We start from the raw sequence: 15,825 nt of genomic DNA on the forward strand, positions 1-15,825 counted from the left end.
TAACTAATGCGAGTATTTACGGCTTCGTTAATATACAGTATTGTTACATCTATGCCAAGTTTCCGATAGTTAGTTCTTCTTTCTTTATTTAAATCTTTACAAATCCAACTAGCGAGAAGGGTTGTTTATCTCAAAACTCATTGAACCTTTGGTTCCTCGATTAGTATAATAATTTCCTTCTAGTTGATTTGGATTATCAATATCAAGAATTACCGTCCCATAATGTATAGGACTTTGCAATTCAGCCCTTGGGCTATTTAAATATGTATAAATTAATTTTTGTGTTCCATTATCATTGATAATTGATGCTGTAATGCTATGGCTCGAACTTTCACCCGTTTTAAACTTAACTTTAATAGTCGTAAATGACTGTTCAATAGTAAGTTCACAATTTCTTTCATTCTGATCATAGTCCGTCTTGAAACTACCTACATAATTCGCAAATAAAATTGGAACATTATGAATCTTAGATAGTAATGGCCACCGCCATGCTGTTTTTTCAAAAATAGCCATAATAATTGCTGTAACTGATATAGCTTCACCAATATACCCAATGGCTGAATATACCAATGCCAAAATATCAGATTTAAGATTCACTGCAATCTCTTGGCCACTTATTAACAATCTTAATAACAAGCAAATTGCAAAAACCCATATTGTAATATTCAAAAATTTTTTCTGCTGTTCATTCATAAGTTTTATTTATAATCCAAAAATTCAATCATTCTAACTAAAAAAGTTTTTGTATCCTGTAAATTCCATTTCTGCTCTGAACGAAAAAGGTAATACATTCCACTTACTTCAACCCAATTTAAATTCACTTGAGACACTATGTAATATAACGCTTGCTGTAACAACCCTGTGTAGCTATTACTATTGAAAAACATCTGTTCAGGTATATTCCAGACCAAACATTCTATCAAATATGAAGAAATGCGTTCGTTTGTCAATCCTAGCTCCTGCATCTCGTTCTTAATATGCTTCATAATCCTAACTAAATATTTATATTTATAGTGAGTAGATTTATTCTTAGAGATACCATTTTGTATATGAACTTTAGGATAATTAATTACTTCATAATTTCCGTTTGAGGTAAAAAATTTGATGCCTTCAACAAATTTTTCAGATGACCTGCTACCAATATATCTATAATTTCGATATTGAAAACATGGGACTACATCTGCATTTACGTGATATGAGTTAGAATTAATATTGATACACTTATTGCCAATAGAAACTGATTCTGCACCAAATTTTGAAATTAACGCTTTAATCACTTCGTTTTTAAATACATTAGCATTGGTGCTGCTACTAGAGTAATTATAGTCTAGGTCCGATAACCCATCTACATACTCACAATAAAATAAAGATTTCACCATGATACAGATATCAATGTCGCTATTTTTCTTTACATTCGTATTATTTGCATAAGAACCTTGGGCAAAAATTTCATATTCATACTTTGAAGAGAGCCCACTCCTTTCTATTGCATCTTTAATCATTCCAATAGTATTTTCAACCCGTGTTTCTTCAGTGGCAGATAACGGCTTAATCCATGATTGTAATGCTTCTTCAGAATATCTCATTATAAAACAACTCCATTTTAGTTTTTTGGTTAATTCATAAAAAGTAACCGATATTAAAAAAATCCTACATATAATTATACCACTAAACAAGAAAAAAGGCTGCAAACATAGTGAACTATACTATGCCTACAGCCTTATAAATCAACTTCTGTTCCTTCCAAAAATCTAACGGTTATCTGTCCATCCTCCGAAATCAAAATACTATCTAGTACCTGACACATCTCAAAGGAATCATATTCCCAACACTCCTTATTTATCAATTCAGCCAGTAACACACTGTAATGCTTTTCTAATAACTGGTTTTCTTCCAAGATCTTATTCCACTTTCCATGCAACAAATCCATATTCTCACTCAGTAGTTTAACTGCCATCATTACAGCTTTCTCTAGTGTTCCCTCATCGATATGGTTATTCTGACAACCAATCTGTCCCTTTACCTTATAACGGTTGTTACACTGCCAAACTTTACGTTTGCCACGACTGGTCGTCCAGTTCTTACGTCCAAAAGCTGAACCGCATTCTGCACAGAACACCTTGGTAGTAAAAGGGTTGTCCTCATTTTGCATGATGTAGAAGAAATTGAAAAAGAAAATAGACTTCAGACAGCTATTGATGTTGTCAGAGAACAGTTTGGCTTTTTAGCCATACAAAAAGGAACCGTCCTAACTGAAGGTTCCTAAAATATTGAACGCAGTAAACTTATTGGCGGTCATTCCGCTGGTGGATTGGAGGGATTAAAATGATTGACCGTTCATCCTTACCATTTCAGTCAGCAAGAGAGTACCAGGATACAAAGATGCAAAAATGGATGGGCTTTTTCCTATCTGAGCATACATCAGCACTCTCTGATGATACAAACAAAGTAACGTACATGTCAGATTTGTCAATGGAGAAGAAATTATTACTCCTCAGTCAAGTATACGCTGGGCAGCTACACACACGCATTCAAGTGATTGAAAAAAACAAGCGTGTTTCCCACACTGGAACAATACCAAGTCTGAATAAGGATTTCATTTTGATAAAAACTACAACAGGTCACATCAATTTGAAATTGAAAGACATTATTAGTATTGAACTTGTTGAGGAGGTGCTTTATGAATCAGCTTAAGTTTCAGCGTAACCAACTGCAAATGGACTACTACAGCGAGAGCTACCAAGATTTTGAATGTGACTTCTACCGCTATTCCAACATGAATATTCCATTGACCTTCCTAACTGATGATATCCTAAAAACAATGGCGACTTCACGTAAGAATTACTTTGTCCTCAATAAGGAAAAGTCCAGAGATAACCGCGATCACTTCTTCATATTTGAAGTAAGTACCGTAGATGAGAATCCGCTAATCTATCATTATACATATAAGAAAACTACAATATATTTAGCAGAAAAATAGGAGCAGTTCAATTGACTGTTCCTATTTTTAATATTCATAAAATCTAAAGTCTTTATACTCTTTAACAATGGAGTCGCCAACCAGAACAGACTATACTGACCAGCGACTACCTTAAATTTAATGTTTCAGATTTATTTTCTTATCTCTAATTTCATAAACTACATCTGCTACATTTTCGAGTAATCGTTTATCGTGGGTGATAAACACGATAGTTCCGGTGTACTCCTTCATTAGTATTTCCAAAGCCTCTAAACTTGGTATGTCAAGGAAGTTACTGGGTTCATCCATTATTAGGATGTTATATCTACCCATGAGCATTTTAGCAAGCAACAATTTTATAATTTCTCCACCGCTTAAAACAGATAAACTTTTTCCAATATCGTTCTGTTTGAACCCCATAGATGCTAGCACTGAACGAATTTCTGATATATTGTAGTCACAATCCTTCTGCATAAACTCCATAACATTCTGATTACTGTTGTACTTGTAACCATTCTGTGCAAAGTAACCTATTTTTGCCTTAGGCGAAATAGAAATTCCTTCTTCATGGTTTAAGATCATTTGGATTAAAGTTGTTTTTCCGATTCCATTACCACCAGTTAACGCCACTTTTGCTCCTAACGGAATTTGAAAAGATGCATTTTCAAACAGAGCCTTATCCCCAAATACTTTATTAATTTCTGCACCGACTATAGGGTATGGATTATGGAGCTCCAATGCTTTACTTTGCCTGAAACGAATTCTGCGAATGCCTTCCGGAGCTTCTACTTTTCCTAAGGCCGCAATCCTGTGCTCTAGGGTTTTAGCAGCATTATACATCTTTTTTTCCTTACTTCCTATTGATTTTTGATGAGCTAAACGCCCTCCGTCTTCAGTACTTTTTTTCTTTGAAGAACCTTTTGCCTTCTGTTCTATTTTACGAGCCTGTTTTCGCTTTTCCTCCGCAGCCCTTTCCAATCGGGCACGTTCCGCAATAAATTGTTCGTATTCTGCAGCTTGGCTCTTACGTTCTTCCTCTTTCTGACGAAGATAATCAGAATAGTTTCCCCAATACTCAGTGATTTTGCCATCTTTCAGTTCCCATATTTTATCTACTATTTCATCAAGAAAATAGCGGTCATGGCTAATAACTAACAGTGCACCTGTAAAATATTTTAGCTGTCCTATTAGAAAATCAATTCCTTCACGGTCTAAATGGCTCGTAGGTTCATCCGCTAAAATACCATGAACCTGTGCCGATAAGGCCTGTGCTATTTTAAGCCTTGTTTCTTCACCACCGCTCATAGTCTGTATATTTAATTGCTCAACACCTAGCTTGCCTACAAGTGCAAAATCTTTTTCCTCCTGCAGAGTTACTTCGTCCAACTGGGGAATATAGGCAAGTTCACCCAGACGATTCATTTTACATCCTGGGGGAGTTAATTCTCCTAAAAGTACCCTGAGTAAAGTGCTTTTTCCAGCACCATTTGCTCCTACTAAACCAATACGGTCATAATCATATACTTCTAATTCATTTATATCTAAAACATCGCGTCCTTTGAATTCCACACGAATGTCTTTTGCTTTTAATATTAATTCCATAACATTTCCTCCTGTCTATAATCGCATGCTTTCATTTGCTTGTATGCAGGGAAAACCCTGCGATTTTAGCAGGAAGAGTTACATGAAAATAAGATACATAAATATTCCTCCAATATTGTTTATTTTAAATCTAATTTTCTAACCTCAGTTATCATTTGGCAAACTATAGCAATGCCAATAATTAAAATACCTGATAGTAAAAACCAATGATTTACACCGATTTTATCAGCAAAGAATCCAGAAAGAATTAACCCAATTGGCATAGCAAGTGACATGATACTTCCGATCAAAGAAAATACACGTCCTAAATATTCAGGCTTAATTTTCTCCTGAAAAAGAGCTGTTTGCACACCGCTATAAAATGGCACCGAAAGCCCCATTATTGCACAGCAAACTACGAATATTACAAATCCATTTGGAGGAAGTATTCCCGAAACGGCTAAACTGGTCCCCATTATAAAAAATGAACTTGTTATTAGTAATACATGCTTTTCGAAGCCCCCTAATCTTCCTAATAATAAGCCTCCTGCTAGCATCCCAAATGCAAAGGAAATTTCCGTAATAGAAATATGCACAGGCGTTCCATTAAAGTGTTCCATGCTTATTAAAGGAAATAGTGCATTGATTGGCATATAAACAAAAGTATATAGTGTTCCTAAGAGTAATAAGGCAAACAATCCTTTGTTTTGTCTCAGAACCACAACTCCTTCTTTCATCTCCCTTATGAAATTTGGTTCTAAACTTTGCACTTGATTACCCAGCTTAGGTATACGTACAATTGCTACCGTAATAGATGCAATCACAGCACCCAATACGTCGATGGCAATAATAGCATTTAAATCCCAAACGGAGTATAAGAGTGCTGCAACTGCCGGACTAACAATATAGCTTATAGACTGCAAAGACTGACTATAGCCTGCGCATTTCGTTAGCTGTTCTTCTGGTACTAAAAGTGGTGTAACCGCATTGAGTGCTGGGGTATGAAAAGCTGTTCCAATGCTACGGATAAACAATACTATCATAATCATCCAGACAGGTAGCTCCATACAGAATGCAACAATAGCAAGCACTGCACCAGCTGCTGCGATAATTAAATCGGCACCAATCATTATCTTCTTCCTATCATGACGATCCACTAGCACACCAATGGCAGGTCCCAAAATCGCATAGGGTAAAAAACCTACTAATGAAGCCATAGACAAGACCATCGCAGATCCTGTTTTTTCTGTAAGGTAAAAAATAATCGCCATTTGCAGGATGGCACTAGTGATTAATGATACTGCTTGCCCTGCCCATATTGCATAAAATTTTCGTTTCCAATTGTTGTATTTTTCCATTTATATTATCTCCTGCATATTATTTTGCTTGAATTTCTATTTTGAATAGCATTCTAGGCAATAAAAAATGCAGGCCAAACCCCACAATGTGGCTTTTGGTCTGCATACATACAATTTGGAAACATTCATATTAAAGACATAGTTAAATAAAGGTATAGTTAAATAACCAATATCCTCACCGTAACTAATGAATGCTCAATATCGTATAAATAAGCACAACAAAAAAGCCTATCATCGGGTATAGATTCTGCTTTTTTTATTGCCAGCTTATCTTAAACGCATTGAGGCTGTCATAGTTTCGGTTCCTCCTACATCTTTGTTTATATCAATTTATAGTATAACACAACAAGATGATATGTTCAATATAAAAGTTATGGAATGAGACTCATACTTCCAATTCGATGCCAGATTTAAAGGATATGACGAAGTTTTCTTCATAGACTGTAACGCTCTGGATTATCTTCCTTAGTAGCAAGCGATTAGCTTTCACAAAATCTTCTGTTTGTAGTTTTAAAAATTCATCAGGATTTTCTAACTCAACCTCAAAATATTTCATTTTACATTCCCTCATTTCATTTATTGATAAATTGAGTTTGCAAAAAAGAGTGGACAATTTTTGTCTACTCTTAACCTTTAAAATAGTTTTTTTTAATCGATTTGAAGTTGCCTAAATTATTACTTATTCGGTAAAATGAAGTATTGCTTTCAACAGATTTCCTTCAACTACACTTCACTTGATTCAAACAAGGTGGGTACATTTCTATTCCCACAAACTCCTTGTCAATGGAAACAAACACGTACCCACAGGGTAAATGGAAATAGAAACTGATAATTTCTAGCTATCACTTCTATTCATTCCAAAAATTTTCTCACTCTGATACTTCCCCACGCCAATACAAAAAGCCTTGCAATCAAGGCTTTTCGTTATCCCTTTCATTCAAAGGTTTCTAGGTTTTTACGAGCAGAGCAACACACTCCACGTGGTGCGTCTGCGGAAATAAATCCACAGGCTGGACTTTCTTCAATTCATAACCCAACTCTTGATAGAGTTTGATATCACGCGCCATGGTGGCGACATTACAGGAGATATAGGCGATGCGGTCAGCGCCTGTTTGGGCGCTTGCTTTGATGAAGCTTTCGGTCAATCCCTTGCGTGGTGGATCGACTAGGATAGCAGTTGGTTGAACGCCTTCCTTGAGCCAATTCTTCATGGCATTTTCAGCAGCTTCACAGACATAGTGGGCATTGGTGATGCCGTTCAATTCTGCATTCTTCTGGCTATTTTCTACTGCTTCTGGGATAACCTCTACGCCATAGACTTCCTTGACATGCTTAGCGACAGATAAGCCGATAGTCCCTATTCCTGAATAGGCATCGATCACCACATCATCTTCTTTTAACTCCGCAAAGTCAATGGCTGTTTGATAGAGTTTCTCCGCCATTTCTGTATTGACCTGGTAAAAGGCTGGTCCAGAGATTTGGAAATCATTGCCCAACATTTGGTCGGTAATGTAATCTTGACCATAAAGTGTACGCCATTCTTTCCCGAAAATCGCATTGGTGTTTTGGTCATTGATGTTCTGCATGACAGACACAATCTCTGGGAACTGCTTGATGACTTGTTCAATCAACTGTTCAACTCGGAAAATTTTAGGACGAGTTGTCACCAAGATAACCATAATTTGACCTGAATGATGGCCACGACGTACAACAAGGTTACGAATCAAGCCAGAATGTTCCTTTTCATCATAGGGTTTTAAGTCATAGCGACGAAGCAAATCACGTAGTGCAAGAATAACCTGGTCAATGACTGGATCCTGGATATAAAAATCTTCCAAGGGCATAAGGTCGTGAGAATTCTTACGGAAGAAACCAGTTTCTAGAACACCATTTACTCGGCGAACAGGTACCTGAGCCTTGTTACGGTACTTAATCGGATGTTCCATACCAAGAGTATCAGCAACCTCTACATCCGTGATACTAGCAATCTTGTATAGGCTGTCTTTTACTTGCTTCGTTTTGAACTTGAGTTGCTCTGGATAAGCTAGATGACCTAGGTCTGCAATCCCTGAACGCAGGTAAGCCAAATCTAAGTCTTGATTACGATGTGGAGATTGAAGAAGGTATTCCTCGACCTTACCAAAACCAACCTTTTTATTAACTTTAAGGACACGCATGAGGATTTTCTCAGTCGGTAGAGCATTCTCAACAAAAAAGACCAAGCCATCTACCTTGGCAACTCCTGCTCCTTCATGTGTCAAATCGACAATCTCTACTTCTACAATATCATTTTTCTTTAACATATGTTTCACTTTCTATGAGCCGACAAAAAAAGACGGCAACAATCCTGTTACCATCTATTATACCATGAATTGACCTAAGCACCAAAACTCTTGAAGAAATCAAGGATGGCTTGCCAAATAGAGCTAAGGATATTCCCACCGTCTTGAATAGCTTTATTGGCATCAAAGTTAAGGTCGATATTACTGAAGCTGTCACCAGCTTGCGCAACGATACTTTGTTTCAAATCTTTTAGAGTCTTTGTAAAGTCTTCATTGTTGAGAATATCGCTCTTTGATAGATTGAAGGCAAAGTTGATAATGACATTGACCTGGTTGCCTGTAACAACTTGATCCAGTTTGTAGTTCTTCAAAGTATCTTCGACAATCTTACGAACATCGTCTTCTGTAAGTTCACCTTTGGACTCTTTTGCCTTAGCGACTGCAGCCTTGATATCAGCAAGTGCAACGTTCAGTTTATTGGCATCGAATCCTGATTTGTCCTTGTTTTCATCGTTAATATCAGACAAGGCCTTGAGCTCTTCCTGAGCCAAGTCTTTATTTTCTTGTGGTAATTTTACACCATTTGACTCAAGGGAATAGTAAATACCTGCTAGGGCACTTTCCCCAGTAACTGGAATTGGAGCTGCAACGGTGATACGCGCGTGTTCGACACCCAAGGTAACAGCTGCATTACGGTACATGTCTTGGGTTACTTTTGTGATATTTTCAGGTGTTTCAATCTTGACTTCAAGTGGAGATTTATCTCCTAATTTTTGAATTTTTGCTGATGAATAAAGCTGAAGACTAGAATCGTTTGCGACATTCATAATCTTTGAATAGACATCGGGTGTCATTGTCTTCAAGTCTTTAGTATCTTTAGAGGCATCATAGCCTAGTTTTTTTAGTGTTTGATTTTTTTGATCTTCTGTTAGTGAAGAACCCAAGACGTACTCAGGTTGAACATAGGTTTCATCAATTACTTTTTGAACATCAGTTGCTGCATAAACGTTTTGCAATGTTGCAACCGCCAAAAGAACTGCAGCACTCGTCAGAAAGAATTTCTTTCGCATGATACGTTCCTCCTTTTCCACTCTAGCATATTAAAGTATCCTTAAAGAAAACTTATAAAAGCACCTAGAATTTCTAGAAGCTTAAAATAGATTAAAAATTTTCATGATATAGAGATTTACTTGAACCTGTCTAGAGTAATAATAGTTTCCCCCATCGACATAGAGTTCTCCACCCTGAAAAATGGAAATAGGATTGATGTAGCGATAGGTTTTTCCTGTTGTATTCCCTAATGTCGGCGCAACTGTATCTCTAGAATATTGTTTAGCTAGAGCAATCGTGTTTTTCTTGCCATTTTGGGCGATAAAATCAATATAAGCAGGTCCAAAGTTATAAGCTTGAATGGCTGTCCAGACATCCACTCCTTTTTCTTGAGCCAGATAGAGATTTTCTGTCAAAGTTTGAACACCTTGACGAATACTACTTGCATTATCGTTAATGGTATCAGTGGAGCCGCTAGCAGATTCACTTGACTGCATCACGTCTCCTTCTTTACCTTTGGTTTCTGTATAGATCATGGCGAGCACAAGCTCTTCGTTTGCTGGAGTATCTCTTTCATTCAAGATTTCACGAACCATCGGTTGATACGTCATGACTTGTTTGACATCCTGACGAATGAGATAGGCTTTGTATCCAGCGAAAAGGAAGACTGCTAGCACCAGCACTCTTCGTATGAATTTAAACATTATTTATTTTGAATATCCTCGATGTTTTTGATTAAGATAGAATAGGTTCCATTATCGTTTTGGATGAACTCAACAGATTCCGCATCTTGATAGACATTGTTTGGTACGATTAGTTCAATCCCGTTTGACAAGGAAAGTTTCTGATTTTCAAATCTCTTCAACTGACGACTAGCATCAATCTCATCAAACTGTACAGGCTCTGGCACTGCTTCTTTGACCTGGTCAATAAAACTGAGACGAGCTGTTAGATTATTATCAAAGAGATCATTAGCTAATTTTTCTGGAGAGAGCTCATTGTTTTCCTCAAGATTGTTGAAAATCGCAGATTTTACTTTTGATTGAAATTGAAAATCATCCGTGTTAAAGGTTTCGGCAATTTTCTGAGCAGTTTTTTCAAGTTCCTTGATTGATTTCTTAGGTGAAATCTTTGGTTGAGCTTGAATAAGATTCTCAGAAAAATAGTTTAAAAAGGCTCCATTGTACTTGATCCGTTTTTCAATCAGGTGATACTTGCGGTTTTGAAGATTAACCACAAGGGCTTCATCAGCTCCAGTACCAAAACCTGGTAGATTATTCTGAGTCAGTTTGATTGGATTATCAACTTCACCACCTAGGTGTGTTAAGGTTTCTCGCAATGCAATTCGAAGGAAGGCAAAGTGTCCCACTCCTTCTTTTGAAAACTGTACAAAGACTAAATCGTTTGTCTTTTGATTTTCAGATACAGAGAATTCCTCTTTCCAAAGATTGGCAATCGTCACAGATGTTTTCATTAAATCTTCTGTAATGTTGTTGAAAAATGGGTTATCCTCTTCAAAAATACCAGTTTTAGCATCATCAGAATACACACGCTCCACTTTTTTACGCAAGTATTCCTCTATTTTTGGAGTGATATTGAGAAACTTATCCGCTAGGAACAACTCTGTGTCATCAGGACTGAACTGATGGATAATGGCTTTCTTAATATAAATATCCATAAAATATTAGTCCTCGTATAATGGGAAGGCATCCGTCAAGGTTCTGACTGCACTTCTCACTTCTTCTAAGACAGCTTCGTTTTCTGCATTCTTAAGGGCTTTAATAATAAGTTCAGTAACTTGACGACTTTCTTTTTCACCAAAGCCACGAGCAGTAATTGCTGCCGCTCCAATACGAATACCACTAGTCTTAAATGGTGACAAGGTTTCATAAGGGATAGAGTTCTTATTTAGGGTAATATTAACTTCATCCAGCAAGTTTTGAGCTACTTTTCCACTTTCTACAACCTTAGTAACATCCACTAGGAAGAGGTGGTTTTCAGTGCCACCAGAGATAATACGGAAATCAGGATCTTTCAGGAATACTTCAGCCATAGCCTTACTGTTCTTGATGACCTTAGCAGCATATTCTTTGAAGGCTGGATCCAAGACTTCTTTGAAGGCAACAGCCTTAGCAGCAACAACATGCTCTAAAGGACCACCTTGGATACCCGGGAAAATAGCAGAATTAATCTTCTTAGCTAAGTCTTCATCATTGGTCAAAATCAAACCACCGCGTGGCCCACGAAGGGTTTTGTGGGTCGTTGTAGTTGTGATATGTGCGTATGGCACCGGGCTTGGGTGAAGACCAGCAGCAACCAAGCCGGCAATATGAGCCATATCTACCATGAGTTTAGCACCAACAGCATCAGCAATTTCACGGAATTTTGAAAAATCAATAATTTGAGAATAGGCTGAAGCCCCTGCTACGATTAGTTTGGGTTTCACTTCTTGAGCTTGTTTCAAGATGGCGTCAAAGTCTAAAAGTTCGGTCTCAGGATCAACACTATAAGAAACAAAGTTGTAGGTTTGACCAGAGAAGCTTACAGGAGCTCCGTGAGTCAAGTGCCCGCCTGCTGCCAAATCCATCCCCATGACCGTATCACCTGGCTCAATCAAAGCCATGTAAGCTGCACAGTTGGCTTGACTTCCTGAGTGAGGTTGGACATTGGCAAATTTAGCATCAAAGATTTCTTTCGCACGTTCAATAGCTAGAGTTTCGATAACATCTACTACATCTGTACCACCGTAATAACGACGTCCTGGATAACCTTCGGCGTATTTATTAGTCAAGATAGACCCTTGAGCAGCCATAACAGCCTTAGAAACTACGTTCTCTGAAGCGATTAATTCAATATTATTTTGTTGGCGTTCCTCTTCTTTGGCAATGGCATTCCAAAGATCCGCGTCATAGGCTTTAAAATCATCTTTGTCAAAAATCATAGGTCTTCTCCTTTTATTAATTTAATGAATCGTTTCTGCATTTTATCGCAGGTATAACCAACTCTTTCATAAAATGCATGCGCACCTGTACGATGGTCTGCAGAATTTAAGCGAATAAAGTTATAGCCACGTTTTTCTGCTTCCTGTTCTAATCCTTCAAGCAAAGTTTTACCGATTCCTTTACCTTGTGTTTGAGGTAAAACAGCTAAAGCTAGGATATTAAAACCTGGTTTTGAATAAAGGGATTCATAAACCTCAGCATGAACATAACCAAGTAAGTCATGGCTAATTGAATCCTCAAAACCAAGTAGGAAGTGATGGGAGTCTTGTGTCAACTTAGCTAGTTGACCAGCCGTTTCCTCTGGACTAAAAGCATAACCTAGCGCTTCTTTGTTAATGACACAAATTGTTTCGACATCTGTCGCTTTCAAATAACGTAGCATATCATACCTCTTCAAAAGAAATTTCACGTATCTTGGCAAGAATATCTTCTTGTTTAATTGATCCTTGGCGTAGAATCTTCACCTTGCTGCCAGATAAGTCTATAATAGTCGAATCTTGACCTGTTAAAAAAGCATCATCTTCTATTCCCAGAACCTCTTGTCCTAAGTCTTTTAAAATTTCTTTAAAGCTAACTCCACTTGTATGTCCTGAAATATTTGCAGACGGGCCGATTAAGGGACCAAACTCACGAATCAATTCTAGAGTGACGGGATGACTCGGCATGCGAAATCCAACAGTCGTCAAGTCTGAATTAACCCAGTAAGGGACCTTGTCATTAGCTTCTAGGATAATGGTCAATGGACCAGGAAGAAAACTATCAACAAGTTTTTGTAAATAAGGTGGCTGATTCTTAGAAAAGTTCAAAATATCGTCTAGATGAGCGACATTAAGATTAAGTGCCTTGTCTCTTGGACGACGTTTAAGCTGGTAGACAAGATTAACAGCTTTTTTATCTAGCGCTTTTGCAAAGAGACCATAAACTGTTTCTGTCGGCAAAACTACAGCTCCACCTTTTTCCAACTCTTGCTTAATTTTCTCCATCATCAATGACAACCATCCTATCTTGACCAAATTGGTCTTTCAGAGTACGAACTCGTTTCTCTGGAAGATTTTCCATAAAGAGAGCGGGTACACTTTGACCTTGTTTGTAGCCAATTTCAAGATAAATCTTACCACCATCAGTTAGATAGTCTTTGGAACCTTCCGCGATTTTGCGATAGATTGCGAGACCATCCTCGTCAGCAAAAAGTGCCAAATGTGGTTCTGAATGCAAAACATTCAAACCAACCTCTGTTTCATCTGCTCGAGAAATGTATGGTGGATTGGATACAATTATATCATATTTTGAAGAAATTTCGGAGAAACAGTCAGATTTGATAAAAGAGAGATTTAGATTTTGAGCGTAAGCATTCTCCAATGATAAGTCTAAAGCATCCTGTGAAATATCTGCAGCCGTAACTGACCAATCTGGTCTATTTTTCGCTAAAGCAAGGGCTATCGCTCCGCTTCCTGTTCCGATATCAAGTACCTTGAGATTTTTCTCAGGATTTTCAGTCAAAATGAGTTTCACTAACTCTTCTGTCTCTGGTCGAGGAATCAAGACTCGCTCATCTACTTTTAACTGCATCCCATAGAATTCAGCATGACCGATGATGTACTGGGCAGGTATGTGGCTAGCTAGCTTGATGTAAATATCCTCTACAAATTTGTAATCTTCATCAGTGACTTCTTGCTGAAGGGCAAAGACAAAGTCTGTAAAAGATAGATTTTTTAGACTACGATAGACAAAAGAGAGGCTTTCTGCTTCCTCTCCTTGTGCTATCAACTTTTCCTCAAAATCTTTAAATATTTGAGCTAATTTCATTATTTGTTTAATTCTTCCAATTTTTGTGTTTGGTCAAAAAGAACCAAAGCATCTACAACTTCATCTAGTTTACCAGCTAGAATTGTATCAAGTTTTTGTAAAGTCAAGCCGATACGGTGGTCCGTCACACGGTTTTGTGGGAAGTTATAAGTACGGATACGTTCAGAACGGTCACCAGTACCGATAGTAGACTTACGCTCAGCGTCCTGCTCGTCTTGGGCAATCTGTGCAAAGTGGTCAGCAACACGCGCACGGATGATCTTCATAGCCTTCTCACGGTTTTTCTGCTGGGTACGTTCTTCCTGCATTTCAACCTTGATATTGGTTGGTAAGTGAACAATACGGACAGCTGTCGCAACTTTGTTGACGTTCTGTCCACCAGCACCAGATGCGTGGTAGATATCCACACGAAGGTCTTTTGGATCAATATCGTATTCTACTTCTTCGACTTCAGGCATGACAAGGACAGTCGCTGTTGAGGTATGCACACGACCTTGACTTTCTGTCACAGGGACACGCTGTACACGGTGAGCACCAGACTCATACTTGAGTTTAGAGTACACTGACTGACCAGAAACCATGGCAACTACTTCTTTAAAACCACCAACACCGTTCATTGAGGCTTCCATAACTTCAAAGCGCCAGCCTTGCGCTTCAGCATACTTTTGGTACATTGTTAGAAGGTCACCAGCAAAAAGTGCTGCCTCATCTCCACCAGCAGCTCCACGGATTTCAAGGATGATGTTCTTATCATCGTTTGGATCCTTTGGAAGGAGCAAGATTTTCAATTTTTCTTCATACTCTTCTTTTTCAGCCTTGGCATCTTTGAGCTCTTGCTTGGCCATTTCTTCCAAGTCCGCATCTCCGCCTGATTCTTTAATCATTTCTTCAGCATCGACGATGTTTTGAAGGACTTGTTTGTACTCACGGTAGGCTGTTACTGTGTCACGAGTTGAAGCCTCTTCTTTTGAAAGCTCCATGAAACGCTTGGTATCTGAAACGACATCAGGGTCACTCAGCAATTCTCCTAATTCTTCATAACGGTCTTCTACAGCTTGTAGTTGATCATAGATATTCATTCTGTGTTATTCTCCTTATTGATTTCAGGGGCAAAATAATGCTTACGGCAAACTGAGATATAGGTTTCATTTCCACCAATCTGGATTTGTTCACCATCATAAACAGGCAGTCCGTCCTGCGTACGCAAAACCATAGTCGCTTTTTTCTTGCAATACTGACAAATGGTCTTAATCTCATCAATCTTATCTGCTAAAAGCAAGAGGTGTTTGGAACCTTCAAACAGCTCATTGCGAAAGTCATTCTTCAAACCAAATGCCATAACAGGTATATCTAACTCATCGACAACACGAGCTAAATCGTAAACATGATGACGTTTTAGAAATTGAGCTTCATCAACAAGCACACAGTAAGGCTTTTCAGGCAAATCCCGGATAAACCCAAAGATATCTGTTGTTTCGTCAATGGCAATTGCTGGTCTTTTCATTCCAATGCGACTAGAGACATAACCGACACCGTCACGTGTATCCAGAGCTGAAGTCATAATCACAACTCCTTTTCCTTGCTCCTCATAGTTATAGGCTACCTTGAGAATCTCAATCGTCTTACCTGAATTCATGGTCCCATAACGATAATACAACTGTGCCATGCTTCTATTTCACGTCCATTTCTAATTTTTTGCTACATTCTAGTATACCATAATTTCTCAAAGCTTTAAATGGCAAAATGTGGTAAAATAGAAGAAATCAAATAACTAGTGGAGGACGCAA

At 38.0% G+C, this 15,825-nt stretch carries 17 protein-coding genes and 2 pseudogenes; 3 read left to right on the forward strand and 16 right to left on the reverse strand.

Annotated features, from left to right (window positions below):
• Nucleotides 1-108: 108 nt before the first annotated feature.
• The 3 genes and pseudogenes from HW271_RS04725 to HW271_RS04735 all read right to left on the reverse strand — a co-directional run.
• Complete coding sequence (locus tag HW271_RS04725) at nucleotides 109-693, reverse strand: hypothetical protein (RefSeq protein ID WP_001005371.1); 585 nt, start codon at nucleotides 691-693, stop codon at nucleotides 109-111.
• Nucleotides 694-698: 5 nt separating this feature from the next.
• The gene (locus HW271_RS04730) at nucleotides 699-1,586 is read right to left on the reverse strand and encodes a nucleotidyltransferase (protein WP_001270697.1); all 888 of its coding nucleotides are present in this window, start codon (nucleotides 1,584-1,586) and stop codon (nucleotides 699-701) included.
• Between the two features lie 134 nt (nucleotides 1,587-1,720).
• Nucleotides 1,721-2,158: pseudogene (locus HW271_RS04735) on the reverse strand (zinc ribbon domain-containing protein); the annotation flags it as partial.
• Here HW271_RS04735 and HW271_RS04740 point away from each other — a divergent pair.
• The 3 genes and pseudogenes from HW271_RS04740 to HW271_RS04750 all read left to right on the forward strand — a co-directional run.
• Nucleotides 2,150-2,329 (forward strand): annotated as a pseudogene (locus HW271_RS04740) (DNA polymerase); the annotation flags it as partial. The pseudogenes HW271_RS04735 and HW271_RS04740 overlap by 9 nt on opposite strands.
• A complete protein-coding gene (locus tag HW271_RS04745; protein ID WP_000567198.1) occupies nucleotides 2,326-2,694 on the forward strand; it encodes a hypothetical protein in 369 nt (122 codons plus the stop codon). The pseudogene HW271_RS04740 and the gene HW271_RS04745, both read left to right, overlap by 4 nt.
• Complete coding sequence (locus tag HW271_RS04750; RefSeq protein WP_070697132.1) at nucleotides 2,681-2,980, forward strand: DUF5960 family protein; 300 nt, start codon at nucleotides 2,681-2,683, stop codon at nucleotides 2,978-2,980. The genes HW271_RS04745 and HW271_RS04750 overlap by 14 nt, the downstream gene beginning before the upstream one ends.
• A 117-nt stretch (nucleotides 2,981-3,097) precedes the next feature.
• Here HW271_RS04750 and msr(D) read toward each other — a convergent pair whose 3' ends face one another.
• The 13 genes from msr(D) to HW271_RS04815 form a co-directional block, all read right to left on the reverse strand.
• Nucleotides 3,098-4,561 carry an ABC-F type ribosomal protection protein Msr(D) gene (msr(D), locus tag HW271_RS04755; protein ID WP_000420313.1) on the reverse strand — a complete coding sequence of 488 codons (1,464 nt, stop codon included), beginning with the start codon at nucleotides 4,559-4,561 and terminating at the stop codon, nucleotides 3,098-3,100.
• Between the two features lie 119 nt (nucleotides 4,562-4,680).
• Nucleotides 4,681-5,898 carry a macrolide efflux MFS transporter Mef(A) gene (gene mef(A) / locus HW271_RS04760; RefSeq protein ID WP_000417519.1) on the reverse strand — a complete coding sequence of 406 codons (1,218 nt, stop codon included), beginning with the start codon at nucleotides 5,896-5,898 and terminating at the stop codon, nucleotides 4,681-4,683.
• Between the two features lie 385 nt (nucleotides 5,899-6,283).
• Complete coding sequence (locus HW271_RS04765) at nucleotides 6,284-6,454, reverse strand: hypothetical protein (protein ID WP_000873143.1); 171 nt, start codon at nucleotides 6,452-6,454, stop codon at nucleotides 6,284-6,286.
• A 391-nt stretch (nucleotides 6,455-6,845) separates the two neighbouring features.
• Nucleotides 6,846-8,201 carry a 23S rRNA (uracil(1939)-C(5))-methyltransferase RlmD gene (gene rlmD / locus HW271_RS04770; protein WP_178895063.1) on the reverse strand — a complete coding sequence of 452 codons (1,356 nt, stop codon included), beginning with the start codon at nucleotides 8,199-8,201 and terminating at the stop codon, nucleotides 6,846-6,848.
• 74 nt (nucleotides 8,202-8,275) lie between these two features.
• Entirely contained in the window at nucleotides 8,276-9,250 is a 975-nt protein-coding gene (locus HW271_RS04775; RefSeq protein ID WP_178895064.1) for a DUF1002 domain-containing protein, read from the reverse strand.
• 81 nt (nucleotides 9,251-9,331) lie between these two features.
• The gene (locus HW271_RS04780; RefSeq protein WP_178895065.1) at nucleotides 9,332-9,934 is read right to left on the reverse strand and encodes a lysozyme family protein; all 603 of its coding nucleotides are present in this window, start codon (nucleotides 9,932-9,934) and stop codon (nucleotides 9,332-9,334) included.
• On the reverse strand, nucleotides 9,934-10,908 hold the full coding sequence (locus HW271_RS04785; RefSeq protein WP_178895066.1) for a nucleoid-associated protein: 975 nt from the start codon (nucleotides 10,906-10,908) through the stop codon (nucleotides 9,934-9,936). The genes HW271_RS04780 and HW271_RS04785 overlap by 1 nt, the downstream gene beginning before the upstream one ends.
• Before the next feature lie 6 nt (nucleotides 10,909-10,914).
• The gene (gene glyA / locus HW271_RS04790) at nucleotides 10,915-12,171 is read right to left on the reverse strand and encodes a serine hydroxymethyltransferase (protein ID WP_178895067.1); all 1,257 of its coding nucleotides are present in this window, start codon (nucleotides 12,169-12,171) and stop codon (nucleotides 10,915-10,917) included.
• Nucleotides 12,168-12,614 (reverse strand): GNAT family N-acetyltransferase, encoded by a 447-nt coding sequence (locus HW271_RS04795; protein WP_178895068.1) that lies wholly within the window; start codon nucleotides 12,612-12,614, stop codon nucleotides 12,168-12,170. The genes glyA and HW271_RS04795 overlap by 4 nt, the downstream gene beginning before the upstream one ends.
• A 1-nt stretch (nucleotide 12,615) precedes the next feature.
• On the reverse strand, nucleotides 12,616-13,218 hold the full coding sequence (locus HW271_RS04800; RefSeq protein ID WP_178895069.1) for an L-threonylcarbamoyladenylate synthase: 603 nt from the start codon (nucleotides 13,216-13,218) through the stop codon (nucleotides 12,616-12,618).
• Nucleotides 13,202-14,038, reverse strand: a complete 837-nt coding sequence (prmC, locus tag HW271_RS04805; protein WP_178895070.1) for a peptide chain release factor N(5)-glutamine methyltransferase — start codon at nucleotides 14,036-14,038, stop codon at nucleotides 13,202-13,204. The genes HW271_RS04800 and prmC overlap by 17 nt, the downstream gene beginning before the upstream one ends.
• Complete coding sequence (prfA, locus tag HW271_RS04810; RefSeq protein WP_178895071.1) at nucleotides 14,038-15,117, reverse strand: peptide chain release factor 1; 1,080 nt, start codon at nucleotides 15,115-15,117, stop codon at nucleotides 14,038-14,040. Before prfA ends, prmC begins: the two co-directional genes overlap by 1 nt.
• Nucleotides 15,114-15,704 (reverse strand): thymidine kinase, encoded by a 591-nt coding sequence (locus tag HW271_RS04815; protein WP_016465889.1) that lies wholly within the window; start codon nucleotides 15,702-15,704, stop codon nucleotides 15,114-15,116. Before HW271_RS04815 ends, prfA begins: the two co-directional genes overlap by 4 nt.
• Nucleotides 15,705-15,825: the final 121 nt, after the last annotated feature.

Origin of the sequence: Streptococcus sp. oral taxon 061, assembly GCF_013394695.1 — a bacterium.
Taxonomy (GTDB): Bacteria; Bacillota; Bacilli; order Lactobacillales; family Streptococcaceae; genus Streptococcus.